Consider the following 24,588-nt stretch of genomic DNA (forward strand, 5'->3'; position numbering starts at 1 on the left):
TCAGCTAATAAAAGGAGGTACCCAGTATGGTAATGACTGATCCGATTGCGGATATGTTAACCCGCATCCGAAATGCAAATGATGCAGGACATAAAATGGTCGAAATCCCTGCTTCCAATGAAAAAAGAGCAATTGCAGATATTTTGATGGAAGAAGGATATATAAATAAAGTTGAATATGTTGAAGACGAAAAACAGGGTATGATTAAAGTAACCCTTAAATATGGTGAAAACAAAAGTCGAGTAATTTCTGGAATCAAACGAATCTCTAAACCGGGATTACGCGTTTATGCGGGACATGCAGACCTGCCAAAAGTTCTTAATGGCTTGGGTATAGCTGTTATTTCGACTTCAAAAGGTGTTATGACCGATAAAAAAGCTAGAAATGCTGGTATCGGCGGCGAAGTGATTTGTTACGTCTGGTAACAAAGTTAGGCAGGAGGTAATATTATGTCAAGAATAGGAAAAGCACCTGTTGCGATCCTCCAGGGAGTGGACATTAAAAAAGATGGCCAGACATTAACGGTCAAAGGTCCTTTAGGTCAGCTCGTTCGTACATTTCATCCAGAAATTGGGATTGAAGTAACTGCAGACGAGGTCCTTGTTACACGTCCGTCGGATAGTAAAGATCATCGTTCATTACACGGTTTAACCCGTGCACTGATTCAGAATATGGTAACTGGCGTCAGTACTGGATTCACTAAAGGCCTCGAAATCAGCGGTGTTGGTTATCGTGCAGAGAAAAAAGGCAAAAATCTGGTTATGAACCTTGGTTACTCACATCCTGTTGAAATGGCTGATCCAGAAGGTGTTGAAACAGTAATTGAGTCAAATACAAAGGTTCAGGTTAAAGGAATCAGTAAAGAAGCTGTTGGCGCTCATGCAGCCAATATTCGTGCTAAAAGACCACCAGAACCTTATAAAGGTCATGGAATTCGTTACACTGATGAAACAATCAGACGTAAAGAAGGTAAAACCGGCAAGTAAGCCGAAAGGTAAATTTGCGAAAGGAGTACACTAAATGATTAAAAAAATCGATAAAAACAAATTGCGTTTAAAACGTCATGTGCGGGTCCGAAACAAAATTACCGGAACTGAAGAAAGACCGCGTTTGAATGTTTTTAGAAGCAATAAAAATATGTACGCACAGATTATTGATGATTCAAAAGGAATCACATTAGTATCCGCTTCTTCCATAGATACCGATCTGAAGGCTCAGATTGAAAATGGAGGAGATAAGTCAGGAGCAAAAAAAGTTGGCGAAGCTATTGCTAAAAAGGCTGTAGAAAAAGGCATCGTCAATGTCGTTTTTGACCGCGGAGGCTATGAATATCATGGTAGAGTAAAAGAATTAGCTGAAGGCGCGCGTGAAGCTGGCCTTAAATTCTAGGCGAAGGAGGTCAATTGATGCAGAATACAAAGATTGATCCAAGCACTCTGGATTTAAAAGAAAGAGTCGTAGCCATTAACCGCGTAACTAAAGTAGTTAAAGGTGGACGAAACTTCAGATTCAGTTGTCTTGTGATTGTTGGAGATGAAAATGGTCATGTTGGAGTTGGAAAAGGAAAAGCAATGGAAATTCCTGATGCAATCCGTAAAGGAATTGATTCGGCAAAAAAATCGCTAATCAAAGTTCCTATGGTTGGCACTACAATTCCACACAGCACTAACGGTATTGCTGGAGCAGGTCATGTTTTATTAAAACCAGCTGGCGAAGGTACTGGTGTTATCGCTGGTGGTCCAGTTCGTGCGGTACTTGAACTGGCAGGAATCCGAGATATCAGAACGAAATCATTGGGTTCAAATAACGCCAGAAATATGGTTAATGCTACAATTCAGGGACTTGCTGGACTTACGACAGTTGAGGAAGTTGCTGCAAAGCGTGGTAAAAAACCGGAAGAAATTCTGGGTTAGGGGGATCATTGTGGCTAAAAAACTAGAAATAACTCTAAAGAAAAGCCTGATTGGTCGTAATCAGAAGCAGCGAAAGACGATTGAAGCGCTGGGACTTAAAAAGATTGGCCAGACGGTTACTCATAATGATACACCTCAAATTCGTGGAATGATTCATCGAACAGATTTTATGCTCGATGTTAAAGAAGTATAGGAGGTGCAACATGAGATTACATACTTTAAGTCCAGCACCTGGTTCTAGAAAAACGCAAAAACGTAAAGGTCGCGGTACTGGTTCAGGTCTAGGAAAGACAGCTGGACGTGGTCAGGATGGACAGAAATCACGTTCAGGCGGAGGCGTTCGACCAGGTTTTGAAGGGGGTCAAATGCCACTGGCTAGAAGACTGCCTAAAAGAGGGTTTACAAACGCCCGATATAAAAAGACTTTTTCAATTGTAAATATTTCTGAATTGAACAAGTTTGATGAAAATACAGTAGTAACTCCAGAACTTTTGCTAGAATATGGTTTCATCAGGAAAATCCAGGATGGTGTGAAGATTCTTGGAAATGGTGAAATTGAAAAAGCTTTGACTGTTAAAGCAAATAAAATCAGCAAATCGGCCCAAGAAAAGATTGTTGCTGCAGGAGGAAAGGTAGAGGTGATCTAAGATGCTCTCTACCTTGAAGGATGCCTGGAAAATTCCAGATTTAAGAAGAAAGATAATCATAACGTTGGCGTTACTCTTCGTTTATCGCCTCGGTTCATTTATACCAGTTCCTTTTGTTGATACTGCGCAACTTGCGACTTTAGTCAATGATAATGGTATTTTTGGCCTTTTTAACATTTTATCTGGGGGGAACTTTGGCAATTTTACAATTTTTGCCATGAGTATTACTCCTTATATTAATGCATCAATTATTATGAATCTTCTGGCTTTTGCAATTCCAGCTTTAGAGAAATTGCAAAAGGAAGGTGAAGAAGGACGTAAAAAACTGGCTCAATATACCCGGTTTTTAACGATTATATTGGCATTGATTCAGGCACTGGGTATGAGTTTGTCTTTTGGAGATATACTGGTTGAACGTACTGCCTTCAATGTATTTGTGGTGGTGCTTTGTATCACTTCTGGTACGGCATTCCTGATGTATTTAGGTGAGCAAATCACTGAGAGTGGTATCGGAAACGGTATTTCACTGATTATCTTTACCAGTATTGTATCTAGAATTCCTTCAGGAATCATGACGATGTATGATTATGTTACTGTAGGAACTTTATCAGTAGTTAGTCTGATCTTGTTTGCCGTTTTTGTTGTCTTGGTTGTGGTAGGTGTAGTTGCCATTCAGGAAGGCCAGAGAAGGATTCCTGTTCAATATGCCAAGAGAGTTGTTGGACGTAAAATGTATGGTGGACAAAGCACTCATATTCCAATGCGTGTTAATATGGCTGGGGTTATTCCTGTAATTTTTGCCAGTTCACTAACTTTGTTTCCAGCTACTATTGCCAGTTTTTTCCCGAACTCAGGTTTTGCTAATTTTATTTCAACTTATTTTGCCTGGGGTTCCTGGTTAAGCAATATTATTTATATTTTATTAATTGTTGCTTTTACTTATTTCTATACAGCAGTAACTTTTAATCCTTTTGATATTGCGGATAATATTAAAAAGCAGGGCGGTTATATTCCAGGTATCAGACCGGGAAAGCCTACTGTAGAGTATCTGACTCGAATCATGAACCGATTAACTTTATTTGGCGGAATTTTTCTGGCTGCCATTGCCATTATTCCAATCTTTGTTGGAAATATAATGGGTGTTAGTCTACAATTTGGCGGAACCAGCCTATTAATTGTAGTTGGTGTTGCTATGGAGTCAGTAAAACAGATTGAAGCAGAAATGATGATGAGACACCATCAGGGTTTTTTAAAATCTTAGACGAACAGGAGATAGTTAAAAATGAGAATAGTATTATTAGGACCTCCTGGTGCAGGAAAAGGTACACAAGCTTCACGCATCAGTGAAACATACAACATTCCGCACATTTCAACAGGTGATATATTCAGAGCAAACATGAAAAATGAAACGCCGTTAGGACTTAAAGCGAAAGAATACATGAACAATGGACAACTTGTTCCGGATAGCCTGGTTATTGATATGGTCAGAGACAGACTCCAACAGGATGATGTTAAAAATGCCGGATATGGTTATCTACTAGATGGCTTTCCGAGAACTGTGGCACAAGCTGAAGCGCTGGACGCTATAAACAATGACAACGGTGGAGCGCTTAATTTCGTGATTAATCTGGAAGTACCCTTTGACATTCTCATTGACAGAATAACAGGACGAAGAATCTGTCCGGTCTGTCAGGCTACTTATCATATTAAAAACAACAAACCTAAAGTTGAAGGAATTTGCGACAATGATGGAGCGGAACTGTTTCAACGTGAAGATGATCAGGAAGAAACAGTGAAGAATCGAATAAAGGTTTATCAAACTGAGACGGAACCTTTAATTGGCTACTATACAAATTCTGGAGTTATTGCAAATGTAAATGGACTGCAACATATGGATGATGTATTCATGGATATTAAGAAAACTCTGGATGGAGTCAATTAAGGATGATTACCATAAAGTCCCAGAAAGAAATTGTTTTAATGAGGCGGGCTGGCAGCATTGTTGCTAAAGCCCATCGTCTTATTGAAGAAATGATTAAGCCAGGGGTTACAACCTTAGAACTTGATCAAGCTGTTGAAACATTGATACGTGATTCTGGAGCAATACCAACATTTAAAGGCTATAGTGGTTATCCGAAGTCAATTTGTACATCCGTTAATGAAGAAGTTGTACACGGGATTCCGTCATCAAGAAAACTAATTGAAGGCGATATTGTCAGCGTTGATATTGGTGCTACCTACGAAGGGTATGTAGGAGATGCAGCAAGAACTCATCCAGTCGGAAAAATATCGGATGAGGCAAAAAAGCTGATAAACGTGACACGAGAATCGTTCTTCAAAGGTATAGAGTTTGCACGTGAAGGTTATCGTTTGTCTGATATCTCTAATGCAATTCAGCTTTATGTAGAGTCAAACGGTTTTTCAATTGTGCGAGATTTTGTCGGTCATGGTGTTGGCAGTAAGATGCATGAAGATCCACCGATTCCTAATTATGGATCTAAGGGTCACGGACCGCGATTAAGAGCCGGTATGACACTGGCAATCGAACCGATGGTTAACGCTGGCACTTTTGAAGTCCGGATCTGTGATGATGAATGGACTGTTGTTACCCTAGATGGAAAACTGTCATCACATTTTGAACACTCGGTACTGATTACAGGGACCGGTGAACCGGAACTTTTAACGGTCATTTGAGATGGTGAATCAATGAATGATTTAATGGTTGGTCAGGTGGTTCGCTCGATATCCGGGCGCGATAAGGGTCAGTTTATGGTTGTTTTAAGTATCATAGATGATAATTATGTTTACGTGAGCAACGGGAAGCTTAGAAAAGTTAGTAAACCTAAGAAAAAAAAGATCAAACACTTATCAAAAACGAATCACATTACCATGGAAATTCGTGATAAAATGGCTAGTGACCAGGAAATTACGAATGCTTGTATTATTAAAATAATCGAATCCTTTCAAAAGCCTGCAGGCTTGGGGGATGAGAATCGTGAGGAGGTTTGATCAATGGCAAAAAAGGATGTAATTGAAGTTGAAGGCACAGTGATTGAGTCACAACCCAATACAATATTTTTAGTAGAATTAGAAAATGGTCATCAGATTACAGCTCATATATCAGGTAAGTTGCGAATGAATTATATTCGAATCCTACCTGGAGATAAAGTCGTTGTTGAGTTATCCCCATATGATTTGACCCGTGGGCGTATCGTATGGCGTGGAAAAGGGAAATCATAAAGGAGGTAAAACCAATGAAAGTAAGACCATCAGTAAAACCAATTTGTGAAAAGTGTAAAATTATTAAAAGAAATGGTCGTGTAATGGTGATTTGTGAAAATCCCAAACATAAACAGAAACAAGGTTAAACCGTCATTAAGAAAACTCGAACATGACCGCGGCGATTTTGTCATGTTCATAATATAAAAGTATAGCACAGGCAAGATCTCACCGATTGCTGAAGAATGCATAAAAAATTTTAGGAGGTACACACCCTATGGCAAGAATTGCCGGAGTCGATTTACCCAGAGATAAACGGGTAGAGATTGGATTAACTTATATTTATGGGATTGGACGTTCGCGATCAAATCAAATTTTGAAAGCACTAAATATTAGTCCTGATACCCGCGTTAAAGATCTGACAGAAACAGAAGTCAATGAATTGAGAACAATTCTCGATGAAAAATACACAGTAGAAGGTGATTTGCGTCGAGAAGTAAATCTGAATATTAAACGATTGATTGAAATTGGATCATATAGAGGCCTTCGTCATCGAAAAGGCTTACCGGTTCGTGGACAAAAAACCAAAACAAATGCCAGAACCAGAAAAGGTCCAAAACGTATTGTTAGCAAGAAGAAGTAGGAGGGCTTATTAATGGCAGTTAAAAAAACCAGAAGAAAAGTAAAAAAAGTCAAAAAGAATATTGAACGTGGCCAAGCTCATATCCAATCTTCTTTTAATAATACAATTGTAACCATTACTGATATGGCAGGAAACGCACTTTCATGGGCAAGTTCAGGTGGATTGGGCTTTAAAGGGTCAAGAAAAAGCACACCGTACGCTTCTCAGATGGCTGCAGAAGAAGCTGCAAAAGCAGCAATGGAACATGGTTTAAAAAGTGTAGAAGTAATGGTTAAAGGTCCTGGTTCAGGACGTGAAGCCGCAATTCGTGCATTACAGGTGGCTGGATTAGAAATTACATTGATCAGAGATGTAACACCAATCCCTCATAATGGTTGTCGACCACCGAAACGACGAAGAGTATAGTAGGAGGGGAAAGTATGTCAAGAAATATTGAAGCGTCATGCAGACAATGTCGACGTGAAGGAGCAAAACTGTATTTAAAAGGTGAACGATGTTACTCGACTAATAAATGCGCATTCGAAAGACGTCCAACACCTCCAGGTCAACATGGTAAAAGACGAACAAAATTGTCTGAGTATGGATTACAGCTACGAGAAAAACAGAAAGCTAAACGTATTTATGGTGTTCTCGAAAAGCAGTTTAGAGATTATTTCGAAATTGCGGCTAAACAGAAGGGGATCACAGGTCACAATCTGTTAATTCACTTGGAGTCAAGACTGGATAATGTTGTTTATCGACTGGGAATGGCTACGTCACGTAAAGAAGCAAGACAGTTAGTTGATCATGAACATTTTCTGATTAATGGAAAAAAAGTTAATATTCCTTCTTATATTGTAAAAGAAGGTGATATTATCGAAGTGCGACCAAAAAGTAAAAAATCACAAAAGTTTAAAGACATAGTAGAAACGACAGAAAATCGAATGGTGGCTCAATGGTTGTCAAGTGATCTGGAAAATTTATCCGGAAAAGTGACTGGACGACCAGCAGTAGAAGATCTGGACGTTGAAATTGCTGAACATCTTATCGTTGAGTTATACTCTAAGTAATCAGCTGATTCGTAACCAGTTAACCCTCATGGTATTGTTTGGATTTTTAAGAAGATGGAGGGTCTTGATAAATGATTGAATTCGAGAAACCAGTAATCGAGATAGTTGATAAAAATGATGATGATAAGTATGGCCGTTTCGTGATTGAGCCGCTCGAGAGAGGGTATGGGACAACACTAGGTAACAGTTTAAGAAGAATTATGTTGTCTTCATTACCAGGTGTAGCTGTTACTTCAGTAAAAATTGAAGGCGTCCTGCACGAATTCTCAACCATTCCAGGGGTCAAAGAAGATGTAATTGAAATTCTTCTGAACCTGAAAGGACTGGCGGCTGAAATATATTCTGATGAACCTAAAACAATTCATATTGAAGCTTCAGAAGAAGGAAGTGTTACAGCAGGTGATATAATTGCTGATGCTGATGTTGAAATTCTAAACCCAGAAATGCATATTGCGACCTTGTCGAGCGGATCAACTCTAAATATGGAGATGCGTATTGAAAAGGGGCGGGGATATGTTTCTGCAGACAAGAATAAATTTCCAGGTATGCCAATAGGTATGCTTCCTATGGATTCGATTTTTTCGCCAATAAAAAAAGTCAATTTTCTTGTCGAAAATACGCGTGTAGGACAGATTACAGATTTCGATAAATTGACTATTGATATCTGGACTGATGGAACAACGTCACCAGAAGAGGCGCTATCGCTTGCAGCTAAAGTTCTCAGTGAACATCTAAATCTTTTTATTGACCTGACGGAACATGCAACAACCGTTGAAATTATGGTCGAAAAAGAAGAAAATGAAAAAGAACGCATTCGCGAAATGTCTATTGAAGAGTTGGAATTATCGGTTCGTTCAAGCAACTGCCTAAGAAGGGCAAATATTGATACAGTCGAAAAACTGACTCAGAAATCAGAAGAAGATATGATAAAAGTTCGAAATCTCGGACGAAAATCCCTGAATGAAATTAAGCATAAGCTGGCAGAAATCGGCTTATCGTTAAGTCAGGATGAAGAAAAGGCAAAGGAGTAGGAGAACATGGCGGGATATCGTAAACTAGGTCGTCCCTCTGATCAGCGTAGAGCATTATTAAGAAATCTGACAACAGCGCTGTTAGAGCATGGTCGGATCGAAACGACAGTTACACGAGCAAAAGAAGTCAAAAGACTAGCAGATAAAATGGTAACACTTGGAAAAAGAGGCGATCTGCACGCTAGAAGACAGGCAATTGCTTATTTAACCCAGGATGCAGTTGTTAAACAGCTTTTTGATGAAATTGCACCAAAATATACAGAGCGTAACGGTGGTTACACACGAATTTATCGTGTTGGACCTCGTCGCGGTGACGGCGCCGAAATGGCGATTATTGAATTAGTTTAATCGGGAAATGCAGGGGGATTAAGAGGTGAAACCTTAATCCCCTTTCTTGTAGTTCAAAACGATTGGAAGCCAAAGTGATGAACATTAGTAATGAAGTTATGATTAAAGTAAATAATGTCTCGTATGCTTATCCTGTTCAAAATGGTGAAGAGGCTGTTAATGCTCTGGAAGATGTAAGCTTTGAAGTAAAGAAAGGCGAATTTATCGGAATCATTGGACACAACGGTTCTGGAAAATCAACACTTTCAAAGCTCTTAAACGCTATCATACTCCCAGGCAAAGGCGAAGTTTTAATTAATGGGATGAATACTAAAGAAGAAAATAATGTCTGGTTGATTCGTCAATCTGCTGGGATGGTTTTCCAGAATCCAGACAATCAGCTGGTAGCAACTATTGTCGAAGAGGATGTGGCATTTGGGCCTGAAAACTTAGGTATTGCACCTAAAGAAATTAGAGAACGGGTGGACCAGGCTTTAGCAGTTGTTGAGATGAACAGTTATGCTCGACAAAAACCCCACCAGCTTTCAGGGGGACAGAAGCAACGTGTTGCAATTGCTGGAATTCTTGCGATGGAACCTGAGTGTATTATTTTTGATGAACCAACAGCTATGCTAGATCCATCAGGACGCTGTGAAGTAATGGAAACTATTAAGAAGTTGAACCGTGAAAAGCAGATGACAGTTATCCATGTTACCCATTATATGAGTGAGATAATCGATGCAAATCGGATTATTGTTATGGACCAGGGAAAGATTGTCATGGAAGGTCAGCCAGCTGATATTTTTAAACAGGTGGAGGCTTTAAAAAAAATAGGCCTTGATGTCCCGCAAATGACAGAGCTTGCTTTTGAACTAAATGAAGCTGGAATAAAACTGGATGGTAACATATTAAACATTGAAGAAATGGTGGAAGCCTTATGTCAGTTGAAATAAAAAATCTAAATCACATTTATTCGCAGGGGTCACCATTCGAATTTCAGGCCCTTAAAAACATTGATTTGAAAATTGAAAATGGTGATTTCGTTGGCATTATAGGTCATACTGGCTCGGGTAAATCGACGCTTATTCAGCATCTAAATGGGATTCTTAATCCGACATCAGGAACTGTTGTTATTGACGGCACAGATATATTTTCGCAAAGCAAACAAAATATGATCAGCTTGCGTCAACGCGTTGGACTTGTTTTTCAATATCCGGAACATCAACTGTTTGAGGAAACTGTTTATCAGGATGTGGCATTTGGCCCTAAAAATCAGGGTTTGGATGAGAAGGAAATAGATACTCGGATTAAAAATGCGATTGAAATGGTCGGTTTGGATTTTGAGCTCATAAAAAGTAAATCTCCCTTTGAACTGTCCGGTGGACAAATGAGAAGAGTCGCAATCGCCGGAGTATTGGCAATGGAACCGTCGGTTTTGATTCTTGATGAACCAACAGCCGGACTTGATCCCCGGGGACGAGATGAGATTCTTGCCCAGATCAAAAAACTGCATCAGGAAAAGGGGATTACTGTATTATTGGTTTCCCACAGTATGGAAGATATTGGCAGACTGGTTAACCGTATTATAGTTATGAACGCTGGCCAGGTTGTTTATTATGATGTTCCTAAGAACGTGTTTACTGAGATCGAGACATTGGAACAAATCGGGCTGGCAGTTCCCGAAGTAACCTATCTGATGAAAAGTTTAAAACATTGCTTTCCCTCAATCAGAGAAGATATTTTTACAGTGGAAGCAGCCAAAGACGAAATTCTAAGAATTATAAGAGGATCATAAGATGCTAAAAGATGTGACAATTGGACAATATTATCCGACAGGCTCGCTGATACACAAACTGGATCCTCGAACAAAAATTTTATTTACTACTGCTTTTATTGTAATGCTATTTTTAATCAACAATTTATGGGGATACCTGGCAGCGTTTCTTTTAATCTCCACTATTACGATTATTTCAAAGATTCCTGTTGGTTATATAATTAGAGGAATTAAAGGACTTGTTTTAATTATTCTGTTAACAGTAATACTTAATTTATTCATGACACCGGGTGAAGTTATTTATACATTAGGTCCCCTATCGATAACTATGGAAGGCTTGAAAACAGCAACATTTATGGCTACCAGATTAATTCTCTTAGTTGTAGGAACGAGTATTATGACCTTAACGACTTCGCCTATTGATTTGACAGATGGAATGGAATGGTGCATTCGCTTTATTCCCCTTGTCAGAACTTATGCTCATGAATTATCGATGATGATGTCGATAGCTCTGCGCTTTATTCCAACCTTGATGGAAGAAACCGATCGGATAATGAAAGCACAAAAAGCGCGAGGAGCAAATTTTGAAACAGGAAGTCTTTTGTCACGGGCCAAAAATCTGATTCCGATTCTTGTACCACTTTTTATTTCTGCATTTAGGCGGGCAGATGAATTGGCAACGGCAATGGAAGCACGTTGTTACAGAGGGGGAGAAAATCGGACCAGGATGAAACAGTTAATTTTTTTAAAGATCGATTATTTTGCCTTTGTTACGATGTTCGTGATGATTGCAGGACTTGTTTTGACGAGATTTATAACTATCCCTTTAGTTTTTCCTGTATGAGATAAATGATGAAGAATGTTCAATTAATAATAGCTTATCGTGGAAGTAAATATAATGGCTGGCAAACTCAGCCGAATGGCCTAGGTGTCCAGGAAGTCCTCCAAAAGGGAATAAGCGCAATTACAGGTGAAAAGATAAATTTGACGGCATCTGGCCGAACAGATGCAGGAGTTCATGCTTTAGGCCAATCAGCCCACTTTTTCACAAATTCTCAAGTACCGGTGAAACGATTCCCTCTGGCAATTAACGCTAAACTACCTGATGATATACGGGTCTTACAGGCCTTGGAACGTCCGCATGATTTTCATAGTCGCTATTCAGCGACTGAAAAAACCTACACATATAAAATTCGACAGGGAAAAATTGCAGATCCATTTCTTTATGATCTTGTTTATCAGGTTCCATACCAGATTGACTGGGATCTGGTTAAGAAATTGTCGGAAGTATTTATTGGCAAGCATGATTTTATCGGTTTCATGGCATCAGGCAGTGCTGTTAAGACCACTATCAGGGAAATTAAAGAAATTAAATTCTATGAGAAGGATTTAATTAATGAAATCAGTTTTACGGGAAATGGTTTTCTCTACAATATGGTCCGCATCATGGTGGGGACGCTGCTTGACGGAGCATATCGAAAAAAAACGACAGCTGAAATGTCAGCAATTCTTGCAAGTGGAGAACGGAAACAGGCAGGTCCAACAGCACCAGCATGTGGATTATATCTAAAAGAAGTAAAGTATTAAAAAACACTTGACATAGATGGACAAATTTTATATAATTCACTGTGGACGTTAATGTATCACTAGCCCCGATACATATAATATACGTATTTTCTGATAGCTCCCACTTATCAGAAAACACTATAAAACAATTAATTAGGAGGAATTTGAGATGAATTCAAACGCCACTATTATGGCAAAATCTCATGAGATAGATCGCAAATGGTATGTGATTGATGCTGAAGGTAAAGTATTAGGTCGTCTGGCAACAGAAGTTGCTAATGTTCTGAGAGGTAAAAACAAACCGTTTTTTTCTCCACATATGGATTGTGGCGATTTTGTAGTTATTATCAATGCCGACAAGGTAGTACTAACCGGTAAAAAACTTGATCAAAAATTGTACAAAACATTTTCTGGATATCCTGGTGGATTAAAAGAGATGACATATCGAAAATTTTTAGCTGAAAAACCTGAAAAATTGGTTTATAAAGCAGTTAAAGGCATGATCCCTCACAACAAATTGGGAAATAAAATTGCTACAAAATTAAAGGTTTATGCTGGCAGTGAACATCCACATGCAGCACAGATGCCTGAAGTATACGAATTTTAGAGCTAAGAAGGAGGAATTAGAGAATGGCAAAAGTACAATATTTTGGAACTGGCAGAAGAAAAACCTCGGTAGCCCGGGTTCGATTATTACCAGGTAGTGGTAAGTTCACCATTAATGGTCGTGATATTGACGAGTATTTTGGTTTAGAAACTTTAAAAGTTGTGGCTAGACAACCATTAGCGTTAACAGACACAATCAACACATTTGATGTGATTGTCAATGTTCATGGTGGTGGTTTTACAGGACAATCTGGTGCAATTCGTCATGGGATTGCACGAGCACTACTGGAAGCAGATATAAACCTGAGACCAGAACTCAAACGTGCCGGTTACCTGACCCGAGATTCAAGAATGGTTGAACGTAAAAAATACGGTCTTAAAAAAGCGAGACGCGCACCTCAATTTTCAAAACGTTAATTTACTTTTACATCAAGTCCTGCGACAGATCTGTTGCAGGATTTTTATCTGTTACAGGATTTTAAATGGAAACATTAAGAAAGAAGGAATTTATGAATAACAAACAGCCCATTATTAACATTGCTGTTATAGCCCATGTTGATGCCGGTAAATCAACACTTGTCGATGCATTACTCAGCCAAAGTGGTGTTTTCCGTGAGAATCAAGAGGTTGTTGATTGTATTATGGACAGCAATGATCTTGAACGTGAGCGAGGGATTACTATCTATTCCAAAAACTGTTCAATTATGTATCAGGATATAAAGATTAATATCGTTGACACACCAGGCCATGCGGATTTTTCTTCAGAAGTTGAGCGAATTCTAAAAACAGTTGATACAGTTGTGTTACTGGTTGACTCCAGCGAAGGGCCGATGCCTCAGACTCGATTTGTCCTTAATAAATCTTTAGAGCAGGGACTAAAACCGATTCTTTTAATCAATAAAATTGACAAGAAGGATCAGCGGGCGGAAGAAGTTGTTGATATGGTTTTTGATCTCTTTGTTGAGCTGAAAGCAAATGATGAGCAGCTCGATTTCCCGATTCTTTATGGAATTGCTAAGGAAGGAATTGCCATTAAAGATATGGAAGATGAAAAAATTGATCTTAAGCCTTTATTTGAGACAATCGTTGAACATGTCGGTCTGCAGGAAGATAAAAGTCTTGAACCTTTACAGATGCAGGTATCGTCACTTGCCTACGATGACTATATTGGTCGTCTGGGGATTGGTAAAATCTATTCAGGAACAATTCATACTGGTGAACAAATTGAAATTTGCAAAAGAGATGGCAGTTTTCAAAAAGCTAAAGTTAATCAGGTATTTGTTTATCGTGGTTTATCGAGGGTTGAAGTCAAAGAAGCTAAAGCCGGAGATATTGTAGTTGTATCTGGAATGCCTGATATTTCTATTGGTGAGACAATTGGTGAAATTAACCAGGTTCAGCCGATGGAGCTGATTGAAATAGAAGAACCTACTTTATCAATGAACTTCCTGGTAAACAAATCTCCGTTTGCTGGTGAAGTCGGTAAGTTTGTGACAACCAGACATTTAAGAGCACGACTTGAGAAAGAGCTGGAAGTTAATGTAGGGATGACTGTTGAAGAATTAGAAGATACAACAGATGGTTTTAAAGTTTCCGGAAGAGGCGAACTACATCTGTCAATCCTTTTGGAAAATATGCGACGTGAAGGTTATGAGATTGCTGTTTCTAAGCCAGAGGTTATTATGCATCGTGATGAGAACGGTCACCTTTTAGAGCCCGTCGAAAGTGTTCTGGTATCAGTTCCCGATACTTATTCAGGGACAGTAATATCGAAATTAAATCTGAGAAAAGGCCGAATGGAGGGGATGTACAGCGAAGAAGGGTGGACAAAACTTGAGTTCGTAGTACCTACCAGAGGTTTACTGGGATACCAGAATGAGTTTATCAATGATACTCACGGAGAAGGAACCCTTGTTCGCCGCTTCTACGACTTTGAAGATCATAAGGGAGAAATCCCGCAACGCCAGAACGGAGTATTGATTTCACAATTCAATGGGGAAACTATGGCATATTCGCTGTTTAACCTCAGTGAACGAGGAGAATTATTGGTCCGTGCAGGCACGAAGGTTTATGAAGGCATGATTATTGGAATTAACAGCCGTAATGATGATATGACTGTTAATCCGACAAAAAATAAAAAACTGACTAATGTTCGGGCATCAGGTTCTGATGAAGCATTAAAACTTATTGAACCACGGGAAATGACTTTAGAACAGGCACTTGAATTTATTAATGATGATGAGTTAGTTGAAATTACACCGACGGATATTAGAATTCGAAAGAAAATTCTTTCTGAACTGGATAGAAAACGTAGCAATCGATAGTTTCAGAATTTTTAAATGTTTGGCAAATTTCACGAAGAAAATGTTACAATAAAATAAACTATGGATCGTGAGGGTAAAATGCAAAGAAACAAAAATGAAAACCAGTATGGAATTGAAAATCGGCGTTTTAAAGGTTATTTGATTCTCATCGCATTTGGGACTGTTTTGCTGGTTGGCTTGATGAACCTAAGCGTCGTCCTGGAGTATCTAGGCGTGTTTTTCGGGATTATTACACCAATCCTAATTGGATTAGGCTTTGCGTTTATCCTCAATATTCCAATGAATTTTTTAGAAACGCACGTATTTAAGTTTATAGATCACTTACGTTCTTTTCATCTTCGCAAGAAAAACAGAAATGCTGAAACCCCAGAAGTAAGAAAAATGGAGAGAAGTAAACTTAAACGCTTTTTATCAATATTCACGACCTTTTTTATCTTGTTTAGCTTGATCAGCGGCATTATCACCTTTGTTGTACCACAGCTGGTGACCAGTACCAATACCTTAATTGAAAAATTTCCTTCTTATTATGCCTCATTTAATCAATGGGTGAATGATATGATATCTTTTTTTAATCTGCCCAATGATATTTTAAGTCAGGTGATAGAACGTTGGGATGAATTCGTCAAGGAATTTGGTACAGATATGCTCAATCTGCTACCAGAAATATATGATGCGACAGTAAGTGTAACGGTAACAGTTTTTAATGCTCTGATGGGAGTAATTCTCTCAGTCTATATGCTGGCAGATAAAGAGAGGCTTCTGGCATTAAAGGATAAGCTGCTCTATGCTTATGTGAGAAGAGATCGGGCTGAATTTATTGACGATGTCAGCCATACAGCAAATCAGGTTTTTCATGGTTTTATTGCTGGTCAGATCACAGAGGCATTTATTCTGGGAACGCTTTGTGCGTTGGGACTAGCCATACTGCAAGTTCCATACGCCTTGCTGATCGGCGTATTAGTTGGAGCAACAAGCGTCATACCAGTGTTTGGAGCTTTTTTGGGAGCCGTTCCCAGCGGATTTATTCTCCTGATTGTTGATCCCATTTATTGTTTGATCTTTGTTGTATATATCATTGTTCTACAACAGGTAGAAAGTAATTTGATTTATCCACGAGTAGTGGGGGGGTCAATTGGATTATCGGGTATTTGGGTAGTGATGGGAATGTTGATTGGCGGTAGTTTATTTGGCTTCCTGGGAATTATTCTGGGAATACCAAGCTTTGCAGTATTTTACTCTGTCTTCAGAAAAGTGACAAACGAACGAATTGAAAGAATAAAACAGGAAGAATCTTCTAAAAAAAATGAGGCTATCGAATGATAGCTTCATTTTTTATGCGATTGATTTCTTTTATCAAGGATAGATTTGTATAGATTTAGAGAATTTTGTCGTCGAAGGTGGACCATATCTGGAAAAGCTTTTACGATACGTTTATTCGCATAACGATCAATAAAGCGCTTTTCGCGCAGTCTAATCAGAAAAGTATCAAATGAAAGATGCGCCTGATTTCTGACATCATCCAGCTGTTCAGATGCATCCTCCAGCTTATTATCAGCAAAATCGATTAGTCGTTTACTCATGGCATTTGCAGTATTAAGTCCCTTTTCCTTGAAATTCTCAGCGAAGTCACGCGTTGAGTCATAAATTGCATCCAATTTCTTATTGAAGGAAACAACTTGTCGTACAGATTCGATTAGATCGATCAGAAAAAGAATCGATAGAACGAGAGCAATTAAAACTGCTTGATTACTTGAAAAATAGTTCAGGGTGTTTTCAACGACGGGGTGAACCAGATATATCAGAATCAGACACATCAAGCCAAAGAGGGTAGAGTTAAGCAAACAGACCCTGCCATTTATGTTGAAACGATGATCTGAGTAATCCCACCATTTCGCATGAAACATTTTCTCCATCCCCCAACTGGTAATGTATTCAAGTAGACTGGTTAAAAAAACGCCCAGAATAAAAATATTCAATGGACTATTGGCATAAGGAGCAAGAACATATATTATAACCATTGCGCCAACCCCATAAATTGGGCAATAAGGCCCATTTAGAAAGCCACGATTGACGATATGGCCTTCCAGTATAGAACAGTAAACTTCTTCACAGATCCAGCCGATAATGGCATAAATTATAAAGTAAAGAAATAATAAAGCTAACGAATAATACATAAAAAATCCTTTCATTGATCATGTTAAGATTTGTTTTTTGAGTTTAGCTCATAGATTCTAATGTTTATTTTACCATATATGTAAAATAAAGAATAGAAATCTTATTTTTAAATAGGCAGGTTTTGTTTTTTTAAATAAAATCAGCTATAATATAAAAATATGGATGTGGAGGTTTTAAAACATAGATGAAGAAATATGAATTAGAGATAGATGGCAGTGAAAAACTAGTGGATATTACACCAATGGTGAAAGAATATATTGAAGAGAAACGGCTTAAAAAAGGTTTGGTGCATATTACTGTACCAGGCAAATCGTCGGCGGTTATGATATTTATTAATGATGAATTACGTTTGGAGCGGGAATTTTTTGAAAAAATGAATCATCTGATTCCCAAATATGATGGAATGAGATTTACTGGCTGGACGACCGCGAGCGTAAAATCCTCAATGTTTAGTGTCAATGAAACATTAATGGTCGAGAATGGAACCCTCATACTTGATTCTGTTCAGAGTGTCTATTTTGTGGAATTTCAAGGTCCGGGAAAAAGGAGCTTTTTTATAAATAGTATGGGAAATGAACTCATGGAGAATGAAGTTGCCCAGGTTCCAGAAATGCTTGAAGAACAGTTTCAGATTTATCAGGATAAAAAAGAGGAAGAAGCTAGAATAATCGAAGAAATGCGTCGGGAATGGCGGGAAAGTCATCCTGAATTAAATTGAATCAGAGCATATAGAGCAGTTTTAAATTTGAATTCAGAAAGGATAAATAATGAGTTGGGAATGGCTGGATGAGACGAAGATCATAAAAAAATGTGAATATACTGATTTTACGAATTTGGAAATGATAGTCCCTGAAAATGTAGAATCATTTTTTTCAGGTAATGGCGATCGCTTAGAATTTTCATTTAATGGCAGAGAATTTCCAATCTATATACGCAAAGAATCTTCGAGAATGGAGCTAAAACTGAGTAAAGTTATGGTTCGAAAACTTGCTGAGGATTTTCCAGAGTATGAAACGTTTTTTGTGAAAGAAAATAATAATGTGCCTAAACTGTTGTTTGCAAAAAATGACGATAAAATATTTTTATCACTAGTAAAAGATGAGGAAAAACTGAAAGTTGACCACTTCAATGATCAGCTTGGTGATGATATTCCGGCTGGTCCAGCGGGGAATGGTTTAAGTCGAAAATTGAAAGAATGGATTGATGAATATCCTAACTTTTATCCGCGCGATTTTCGGTTTTCTTTTAAAGAAGTTATAAGTGAAGAAATCCCAGAAATTATTACTACGATACCCGAATTTTATAATGGTGGTTTTCAGGTTCACGGTTTTGCCGGTGATAGTGAATGGGCTGAAATTCCATGGATCGCAGTTAAAAAAGAAAGTGATCTGGATAGTGGTTTAAGTCTGGTTTATTGCCTGGCAAAAGACAGTCAGATTCTTTATCTGGCTATTCTTTACAAGGAAGATGGAGCAGGCGTTGGGAGTTTGTCTGAACGTGTTTCAGAATTACGTGAAAAAGTACCCAAAAATGGAGTTAAAAGCCAGAGAAATGAAATATATTTGGCTGATCCTTTGCTTGTTTCTGGTTTTGTCTATTATAAAGATTATGAAAATGATGTACCTGATGACGCAGCTCTGGTTAAAGATTTTCGAGATATGCTGGCGATTTATGAAGAAATCCTTGAGCGAAAGGATCAGCCGGTTCACAGCTCTCCAGTTGAGTTGCCGGTTGATGCGCCGGATGAAGATAAAAACATTAGCTCAGAGCTTGAATCAGATTTGTCAGATGGAAAAACACCTGAGGATAAGAATGACTTTTTAGATGAAAGCAACGATCGTAATGAGAGCGAAGAAAGTGATGTTGGTAAGGGTATTAATATTGATTTCGATGTGAGGCTGGATTCTGGGAAGGAAAAGAAAGTTTCGACTGAAAATGATAGTTCTGACCAGGTGCAAGAACCTGTAGAGTTGGTGATGGAAGAAGCTCAGATAGAAAAAGCAAATGCTGAGATACAAAAAGACAATTTCAATGAAGACAAGAATGAAGATGTAGAGGGCTTATCTTCAAATAAAGGTTTAGAATCTGAAAAAAAATTCGTTCAAGAAAGACCTGCAGCGTTTAATCAAAATACTTCTAAACGAAGGGAGCCTATGATGGAAAGGAAAATCCCTTCTGATCCAATTGATTTGGTACGCCATCTGCAACTTTCAGCTAAAAGTGAAAATAATTTTAAAATGCCGGTTCTTCTCCAGACTGTGATGGATAAAATGGGTGGCCGTGGTTTCTATTTTCCCGATCGGTTTATAGTGGACTACTATTTGTCTTTAAAGGCAAAACCTTTTTTGATTATCAGAGGCAGAGCTGGAACAGGAAAAACTAGTTTTCCCCGATTATTTGCTGAAGCGATTGGGGCCAGTTATGACAATGGCAGATATGAGCGCGTTCTTGTTTCGAAAGATTGGGAGGATGAAAAGCAGATTCTCCGAAGCTTTGACCAGCGAGGCAGTTTTATTGCGTCACCAATTGTAAGAATGATAAAGAAGGCCATGGATGATCCAGGTATGCCACATTTTTTAATGCTGGATGAAATGGATCAGGCCAAAGATATGACTTGTTATCGACTACTGTTGGAAGGTATAAACGGTCGTGATGAAGCGCTTCTTGAGCGTGATGACTTTTTATCTGATAACGGAGCATATCGGGAGTTTGGTGGCCTGATATTTCCCGATAACTTATATATTATTGGTTCACTCAGAGATCCTCAGCGTTGCAGTGCAGCACTATTAGATAGCGGTAATCTGCTTGAAATGCCGGAAGTGGCCATTAACGCGTTTCCCACTGGCGGTGAAATAAGAGATGACAGGATCTGGAGTAATCAGCAGTTTAAAATGAACAGTCCAATTCCAAGGTTGCCTGAAATTATTGAAAAGCTGATGGTCTCACTCACAACGATTCAAGATCTGCTACTGGATTATCGCACTGGAATGGGCTATCGTCAGAAAAACGAAGTGCTTGCTTTTGGAATTAACAGTGGAATCGAAGAATTATTTTCTGAAGCAGATTGTATTGATTTGGCCTTGACGCAGCGGTTGATACCGTGGGTTGAAGAGGAAAATCAGGTCGGTGAAGTTTTTTTTAGAGAATTATGCCTTTTGGCTGTTAATGGTAAACCTACTTTTGAAGAGGCAATCAAAAGTAATTTGCTTGGATTATCAGAGGATGATTTCTACGTAGTCATGAAATACTGGGAAGAAAATCATTATTTTATTTGGCCGAAAACAGCTTCTTATCTGATAAAGCGAAATAAAAAATAAAATAAAAGAGCATTTTGTAGGCTGTTCAAAAAACTTTGAGGCGCTGTAAGATGCTCTTTTTAATAACATTTGATATTGGGTTTGAAGTGGAAGGCGGAGGAAAGAAAAGATATTTAGGATTAACTGTTAATTGCATCGGGGAGCTGATCGGAGACGACATTAATTAACTCCTTGATCAATTCCTGTCGTCTTAAGATGCCGATGAATACGCCTTGATCATCGATGACCGGAATAAAATTTTGACTGACTGCAAGGGCAACTAGTCTGTCAAAATTTTCATTAATTCGTGCTACTTCGGTTTTAGTCTTAAATTCAATATCCTTAATTTCAAAGGTATCCAAGTTGATTTCCGGGTGTGTGATACTTAGAGAAAGCACTCGCAGAAGATCGCCTTCACAGATGGTTCCCACATACTGTCCTTTTTTATTAATGACTGGTAAGGCAGTGTAATTCGTCAGTACAAACATATTATAGGCCTGTTGATAGGAATCAGTACTGTTTAAAAAGACGGTATTACTTTTAGGTAGTAAGTGAAAGAGGTGATTTTTCATAGGGACTCCTTATATCGGGATTTAACTGAATTTTAACATGGATGTAAACGAAAAACCTTAATGGAAAATTAATCGTTATATTATCTTTGTTAATCTTTGGAAAAAATCGGCATTTCTATTTCACTGTGAAAGAATGTTGGTGTATAATTATATTATTACAAATCGGAGTGATGGAAATGGAAGCACTTTTAATTAATTTACAATCAAGGATTACAATTTCAAGTATCATCGAAGTTATCATTATTTCCTTTATGATTTTTCAGTTGTTGATCTATATACGTGGAACACAAGCCGAGCAGATTTTTAAAGGTCTGGTTATTCTACTTATTTTGGCACCAATCAGTTCCTTGCTGGGATTTACAACATTGAATCTGGTAATAACAAGTGCCTTTACATGGGCATTTATTTTTGTTGTCGTGGTATTTCAGTCAGAGTTTCGAACTGCGCTTGAACATTTAGGTAATAATCGTTTTTTTAAGAACGTGCTTAAAAAACCGACTGAAGACCATTTAGAAAAAGATGTATCGAAAATAATGAAGGCAGTTGACAATCTCTCAAAGGAAAGGGTTGGGGCTTTGATCGTGCTGGAGAAAAATACCGGCCTGAATAATATTATTAATACTGGTATAGAACTTGATGCCAGTATCAGTGATCAGCTACTGGAAAATATTTTCACACCCAATCGACCGCTTCATGATGGCGCAGTAATTATCAATTTACCATCCCGTCGAATCAGAGCTGCAGGTTGTCTTTTACCTTTATCAGAGAACCGAAATTTAGGCAGTGAATTGGGAACACGGCATCGAGCAGGTTTGGGAATTTCGGAGAAATCAGATGCTATTGTTATTATCGTATCTGAGGAGACAGGAAAAATCTCGTACACATCCAGAGGAACTTTATTTCATGATGTAATTCTGGAAGTAATGGAACAGATTATTCTAGAAAACTTTGCGATCAGTGAAGAAGAGACAACGACTGGGCGAATCAGTAAAATCTGGGGGAAATTTGATGGAAAAGAAAAGAATTCCGATTCATGATCGAATTGTTAGACTGATACTTTCAATTGTGTTGGCAATGACCTTATGGTTTACGGTCAATGGAGACTCTGATATGCTTATCACTCAGGATTACAACAGTATTCCAATTACCCTTGCAAATCAGGATACTCTATCTGCCAAAAATCTTGTGCTGGCTGAGGATAAGAGTTACTATCTTAATTTAAAGATTAGAGGAACAGACCGAAACTTAAGAAATATTGACATCGGTGAAGTGCGGGCAGAGGTAGATCTAAGTGATATTACTGAAAAAGGCACCTATGAACTGGAAATAGCGGTCAAAGGGCTACCTAACACGGTGATTATAAGCAGTATGAATCCAACAACACTTTTAATTGAAGTGGACAGTATTATCAAAGAGAACCATGAAGTGGTTATCAAAACTGAAGGAAAGCCGGCCAACGAACGTTCAGTGATTGCGACAACGGTGGAAGAGACTGTCGAGGTTGAAGGGCCAGAAGAAGAATTGGCTAGAATCGATAGAATACAGGGAACGGTTAACGTAAATGGTCTGGAAGAGGATGCGGTCCGTTATGTTCAAGTGTCTGCGTATGACACAGATGGCAATGTCATACAGGATGTGGAGGTAGTTCCAGATGTTGTAACGGCTGACATCGTTTTAGGCCAGTCTAAAACAGTTGGCGTAATTCCGGCAACTTCAGGAAGCCCGGCTGACGGCTATATTGCAACAGATATAACCGTCGAACCATCACGAATATCGATCGGAGCAAAACAGGATTTACTTGATAGTATTGAGAATATTTCAATTAGTTCCATTGATTTAAGTGGACAGAGTCAGACTTTTACCCAGGAGGTTGATCTTGAATTACCCGAAGGAGCCTATTTTTTGGATGGTAATGGAAAGGTTCGGGTAACCGTCAATATTGAAACACCGGTTGAAAAATCATTGACCATCGAAAATATTGAGACCAGAAATTTGGGAGCAGGCTTAATTGTGTCAAAAGTCAGAGATACAAACGCAGTGGTTAAGCTTGAAGGAGATGACAATGTTATCAATAGTATCCTTGCTTCTCAGGTCGAAGTATATGTCGATTGCAGTGGTTTAGCTGCGGGTACTTATGAACTGCCTGTTCAAACGAATCTATCAGAGGCAATTGTAAAGTCAATTACACCAGAAACGACAACAGTGACGATTGAATAGGAAACATTTTCCTGGCAGTAAAAAATTTCCTGAAAATTTCTATTCTGCTTCTTGCTTTTGATAATATTTTAACATATAATAGCAGGAAGTAATTTTTATTACGCACACACCAAAAGTTTAAGGAGGAAATTTTACGTGAAAAGAGTTTATAATTTTTCTGCTGGGCCGTCTGCCTTGCCAATCGAGGTTTTACAAAAAGCTTCGGAAGAAATGGTATCATATGGAGATTCGGGAATGTCCGTTATGGAGATGAGCCATCGTTCGTCCTTCTTTACAGATATTTTAGAGGAAGCAAAATCTTTATTTAAAGAATTGATGAATATCCCTGACAACTATGAGATTCTGTTTTTACAGGGAGGGGCATCGACACAGTTTTCTATGATCCCCTTGAATCTTTTGAACAATTCCAATAAAGCTGATTTTATTCTAACAGGAAGCTGGGCTAAAAAAGCCTATTCTGAAGCAAAGCGTTATGGTGAAGCAAAGGTGATTGCTTCGTCTGAAGACAAAACTTTTTCATATATCCCCAAAGTTGACAAAAAAGACTTTACAGCAGATGCGGATTATTTCCATATTTGTGTTAATAATACAATTTATGGTACTCGTTTCAAACCCGACAGCTTACCGGAAACAGGTAATGTGCCACTAGTTGGTGATATGTCATCAAACATTCTGTCAGAAGCTTACGACGTGAGTAAATTTGGTATTATCTATGCAGGTGCGCAAAAGAATATGGGGCCATCCGGAGTGACCGTTGTTGTTGTTAGAAAGGATCTAATTGGCAAAGAAAAAGATTTTACGCCAACAATGCTAAAATATTCTGTTCATGCAGACAATAACTCCTGCTATAATACACCGCCATGCTACAGCATTTATATTTGTAAGCTTGTTTATGAATGGGTGAAAAACCTTGGTGGGATTGCAGCAATGGAAGCGATCAATAAAGAAAAATCACAGAAATTATATGATTTCATCGATAATAGTCAATTGTTCAAAGGGACTGTTGTACCAGAAGATCGTTCTTTGATGAATGTACCATTTATTACCGGTTCTGATGAATTGGATGCGCTTTTTGTTAAAGAGAGTAAAAAAGCAGGAATGGAAAATCTTAAAGGTCATCGTAGTGTTGGTGGTATGCGTGCCAGCATCTACAATGCTATGCCAATGGCAGGCATTGATACGTTAATAGAATTTATGAAAAAGTTCGAGCAGGAAAATGCATAGCATTC

At 38.4% G+C, this 24,588-nt stretch carries 32 protein-coding genes; 30 read left to right on the top strand and 2 right to left on the bottom strand.

The features are described 5' to 3' along the window. The first annotated feature begins 26 nt into the window (after window positions 1-26). From rpsH to Q5O24_03930, 25 genes are all read left to right on the top strand, one after another. Window positions 27-425, top strand: a complete 399-nt coding sequence (gene rpsH / locus Q5O24_03810; protein WKY48447.1) for a 30S ribosomal protein S8 — start codon at window positions 27-29, stop codon at window positions 423-425. Between the two features lie 24 nt (window positions 426-449). Beyond that, window positions 450-986 (top strand): 50S ribosomal protein L6, encoded by a 537-nt coding sequence (gene rplF / locus Q5O24_03815; protein WKY48448.1) that lies wholly within the window; start codon window positions 450-452, stop codon window positions 984-986. Window positions 987-1,020: 34 nt separating this feature from the next. Continuing rightward, window positions 1,021-1,389, top strand: a complete 369-nt coding sequence (gene rplR, locus Q5O24_03820; GenBank protein ID WKY48449.1) for a 50S ribosomal protein L18 — start codon at window positions 1,021-1,023, stop codon at window positions 1,387-1,389. A gap of 17 nt (window positions 1,390-1,406) precedes the next feature. Beyond that, window positions 1,407-1,913, top strand: a complete 507-nt coding sequence (gene rpsE, locus Q5O24_03825; GenBank protein ID WKY48450.1) for a 30S ribosomal protein S5 — start codon at window positions 1,407-1,409, stop codon at window positions 1,911-1,913. A 10-nt stretch (window positions 1,914-1,923) separates the two neighbouring features. Then, window positions 1,924-2,106: a 50S ribosomal protein L30 gene (rpmD, locus tag Q5O24_03830; protein ID WKY48451.1), complete on the top strand. Its 183-nt coding sequence runs from the start codon at window positions 1,924-1,926 to the stop codon at window positions 2,104-2,106. 10 nt (window positions 2,107-2,116) lie between these two features. Continuing rightward, window positions 2,117-2,560 (top strand): 50S ribosomal protein L15, encoded by a 444-nt coding sequence (gene rplO, locus Q5O24_03835; protein WKY48452.1) that lies wholly within the window; start codon window positions 2,117-2,119, stop codon window positions 2,558-2,560. A 1-nt stretch (window position 2,561) separates the two neighbouring features. Beyond that, window positions 2,562-3,821, top strand: coding sequence for a preprotein translocase subunit SecY (secY, locus tag Q5O24_03840; protein WKY48453.1), 1,260 nt, complete (start codon window positions 2,562-2,564; stop codon window positions 3,819-3,821). Between the two features lie 21 nt (window positions 3,822-3,842). After that, window positions 3,843-4,502, top strand: a complete 660-nt coding sequence (locus Q5O24_03845) for an adenylate kinase (GenBank protein WKY48454.1) — start codon at window positions 3,843-3,845, stop codon at window positions 4,500-4,502. A gap of 2 nt (window positions 4,503-4,504) precedes the next feature. Beyond that, window positions 4,505-5,254: a type I methionyl aminopeptidase gene (gene map / locus Q5O24_03850; GenBank protein ID WKY48455.1), complete on the top strand. Its 750-nt coding sequence runs from the start codon at window positions 4,505-4,507 to the stop codon at window positions 5,252-5,254. A 12-nt stretch (window positions 5,255-5,266) separates the two neighbouring features. After that, window positions 5,267-5,569 (top strand): KOW domain-containing RNA-binding protein, encoded by a 303-nt coding sequence (locus tag Q5O24_03855; GenBank protein ID WKY48456.1) that lies wholly within the window; start codon window positions 5,267-5,269, stop codon window positions 5,567-5,569. A gap of 3 nt (window positions 5,570-5,572) precedes the next feature. After that, on the top strand, window positions 5,573-5,800 hold the full coding sequence (gene infA / locus Q5O24_03860) for a translation initiation factor IF-1 (protein ID WKY48457.1): 228 nt from the start codon (window positions 5,573-5,575) through the stop codon (window positions 5,798-5,800). Window positions 5,801-5,814: 14 nt separating this feature from the next. Next, window positions 5,815-5,928: a 50S ribosomal protein L36 gene (rpmJ, locus tag Q5O24_03865; GenBank protein WKY48458.1), complete on the top strand. Its 114-nt coding sequence runs from the start codon at window positions 5,815-5,817 to the stop codon at window positions 5,926-5,928. A gap of 128 nt (window positions 5,929-6,056) precedes the next feature. Further along, complete coding sequence (gene rpsM, locus Q5O24_03870; protein ID WKY48459.1) at window positions 6,057-6,422, top strand: 30S ribosomal protein S13; 366 nt, start codon at window positions 6,057-6,059, stop codon at window positions 6,420-6,422. 12 nt (window positions 6,423-6,434) lie between these two features. Beyond that, entirely contained in the window at window positions 6,435-6,827 is a 393-nt protein-coding gene (gene rpsK, locus Q5O24_03875) for a 30S ribosomal protein S11 (protein ID WKY48460.1), read from the top strand. A gap of 14 nt (window positions 6,828-6,841) precedes the next feature. Beyond that, entirely contained in the window at window positions 6,842-7,471 is a 630-nt protein-coding gene (rpsD, locus tag Q5O24_03880) for a 30S ribosomal protein S4 (GenBank protein ID WKY48461.1), read from the top strand. Window positions 7,472-7,542: 71 nt separating this feature from the next. Continuing rightward, window positions 7,543-8,502, top strand: a complete 960-nt coding sequence (locus Q5O24_03885; GenBank protein WKY48462.1) for a DNA-directed RNA polymerase subunit alpha — start codon at window positions 7,543-7,545, stop codon at window positions 8,500-8,502. A 6-nt stretch (window positions 8,503-8,508) separates the two neighbouring features. Continuing rightward, a complete protein-coding gene (rplQ, locus tag Q5O24_03890; GenBank protein WKY48463.1) occupies window positions 8,509-8,850 on the top strand; it encodes a 50S ribosomal protein L17 in 342 nt (113 codons plus the stop codon). Between the two features lie 77 nt (window positions 8,851-8,927). Beyond that, window positions 8,928-9,782 carry an energy-coupling factor transporter ATPase gene (locus Q5O24_03895; protein ID WKY48464.1) on the top strand — a complete coding sequence of 285 codons (855 nt, stop codon included), beginning with the start codon at window positions 8,928-8,930 and terminating at the stop codon, window positions 9,780-9,782. Beyond that, complete coding sequence (locus Q5O24_03900; GenBank protein WKY48465.1) at window positions 9,767-10,624, top strand: energy-coupling factor transporter ATPase; 858 nt, start codon at window positions 9,767-9,769, stop codon at window positions 10,622-10,624. Before Q5O24_03895 ends, Q5O24_03900 begins: the two co-directional genes overlap by 16 nt. 1 nt (window position 10,625) lies before the next feature. After that, the gene (locus tag Q5O24_03905; protein WKY48466.1) at window positions 10,626-11,447 is read left to right on the top strand and encodes an energy-coupling factor transporter transmembrane component T; all 822 of its coding nucleotides are present in this window, start codon (window positions 10,626-10,628) and stop codon (window positions 11,445-11,447) included. 8 nt (window positions 11,448-11,455) lie between these two features. Beyond that, a complete protein-coding gene (gene truA / locus Q5O24_03910; GenBank protein WKY48467.1) occupies window positions 11,456-12,190 on the top strand; it encodes a tRNA pseudouridine(38-40) synthase TruA in 735 nt (244 codons plus the stop codon). Between the two features lie 148 nt (window positions 12,191-12,338). After that, the gene (rplM, locus tag Q5O24_03915) at window positions 12,339-12,776 is read left to right on the top strand and encodes a 50S ribosomal protein L13 (GenBank protein ID WKY48468.1); all 438 of its coding nucleotides are present in this window, start codon (window positions 12,339-12,341) and stop codon (window positions 12,774-12,776) included. A gap of 23 nt (window positions 12,777-12,799) precedes the next feature. Then, a complete protein-coding gene (rpsI, locus tag Q5O24_03920) occupies window positions 12,800-13,192 on the top strand; it encodes a 30S ribosomal protein S9 (protein WKY48469.1) in 393 nt (130 codons plus the stop codon). Window positions 13,193-13,284: 92 nt separating this feature from the next. Continuing rightward, on the top strand, window positions 13,285-15,099 hold the full coding sequence (gene typA, locus Q5O24_03925; GenBank protein ID WKY48470.1) for a translational GTPase TypA: 1,815 nt from the start codon (window positions 13,285-13,287) through the stop codon (window positions 15,097-15,099). 78 nt (window positions 15,100-15,177) lie between these two features. Continuing rightward, on the top strand, window positions 15,178-16,419 hold the full coding sequence (locus Q5O24_03930) for an AI-2E family transporter (protein ID WKY48471.1): 1,242 nt from the start codon (window positions 15,178-15,180) through the stop codon (window positions 16,417-16,419). 5 nt (window positions 16,420-16,424) lie between these two features. Here the strand turns inward: Q5O24_03930 and Q5O24_03935 are convergent, their stop codons facing one another. Continuing rightward, window positions 16,425-17,273 carry a putative ABC transporter permease gene (locus Q5O24_03935; GenBank protein ID WKY48472.1) on the bottom strand — a complete coding sequence of 283 codons (849 nt, stop codon included), beginning with the start codon at window positions 17,271-17,273 and terminating at the stop codon, window positions 16,425-16,427. Window positions 17,274-17,458: 185 nt separating this feature from the next. Here Q5O24_03935 and Q5O24_03940 point away from each other — a divergent pair, with 185 nt between their 5' ends. Together Q5O24_03940 and Q5O24_03945 are read left to right on the top strand one after the other, a co-directional pair. Then, entirely contained in the window at window positions 17,459-17,992 is a 534-nt protein-coding gene (locus Q5O24_03940) for a secondary thiamine-phosphate synthase enzyme YjbQ (protein WKY48473.1), read from the top strand. A 49-nt stretch (window positions 17,993-18,041) separates the two neighbouring features. Then, window positions 18,042-20,591 carry a DUF3578 domain-containing protein gene (locus Q5O24_03945; GenBank protein ID WKY48474.1) on the top strand — a complete coding sequence of 850 codons (2,550 nt, stop codon included), beginning with the start codon at window positions 18,042-18,044 and terminating at the stop codon, window positions 20,589-20,591. A 119-nt stretch (window positions 20,592-20,710) separates the two neighbouring features. Here Q5O24_03945 and Q5O24_03950 read toward each other — a convergent pair whose 3' ends face one another. Next, entirely contained in the window at window positions 20,711-21,142 is a 432-nt protein-coding gene (locus Q5O24_03950) for a CBS domain-containing protein (GenBank protein ID WKY48475.1), read from the bottom strand. A gap of 176 nt (window positions 21,143-21,318) precedes the next feature. Here Q5O24_03950 and cdaA point away from each other — a divergent pair, with 176 nt between their 5' ends. The 3 genes from cdaA (at window position 21,319) to serC (ending at window position 24,583) form a co-directional block, all read left to right on the top strand. After that, window positions 21,319-22,179 (top strand): diadenylate cyclase CdaA, encoded by an 861-nt coding sequence (cdaA, locus tag Q5O24_03955; GenBank protein ID WKY48476.1) that lies wholly within the window; start codon window positions 21,319-21,321, stop codon window positions 22,177-22,179. After that, the gene (locus tag Q5O24_03960; protein WKY48477.1) at window positions 22,151-23,359 is read left to right on the top strand and encodes a CdaR family protein; all 1,209 of its coding nucleotides are present in this window, start codon (window positions 22,151-22,153) and stop codon (window positions 23,357-23,359) included. Before cdaA ends, Q5O24_03960 begins: the two co-directional genes overlap by 29 nt. Before the next feature lie 135 nt (window positions 23,360-23,494). Next, complete coding sequence (gene serC, locus Q5O24_03965) at window positions 23,495-24,583, top strand: 3-phosphoserine/phosphohydroxythreonine transaminase (protein WKY48478.1); 1,089 nt, start codon at window positions 23,495-23,497, stop codon at window positions 24,581-24,583. Window positions 24,584-24,588: the final 5 nt, after the last annotated feature.

The organism is Eubacteriaceae bacterium ES3 (genome assembly GCA_030586155.1).
GTDB lineage: Bacteria > Bacillota > Clostridia > Eubacteriales > Eubacteriaceae > Acetobacterium.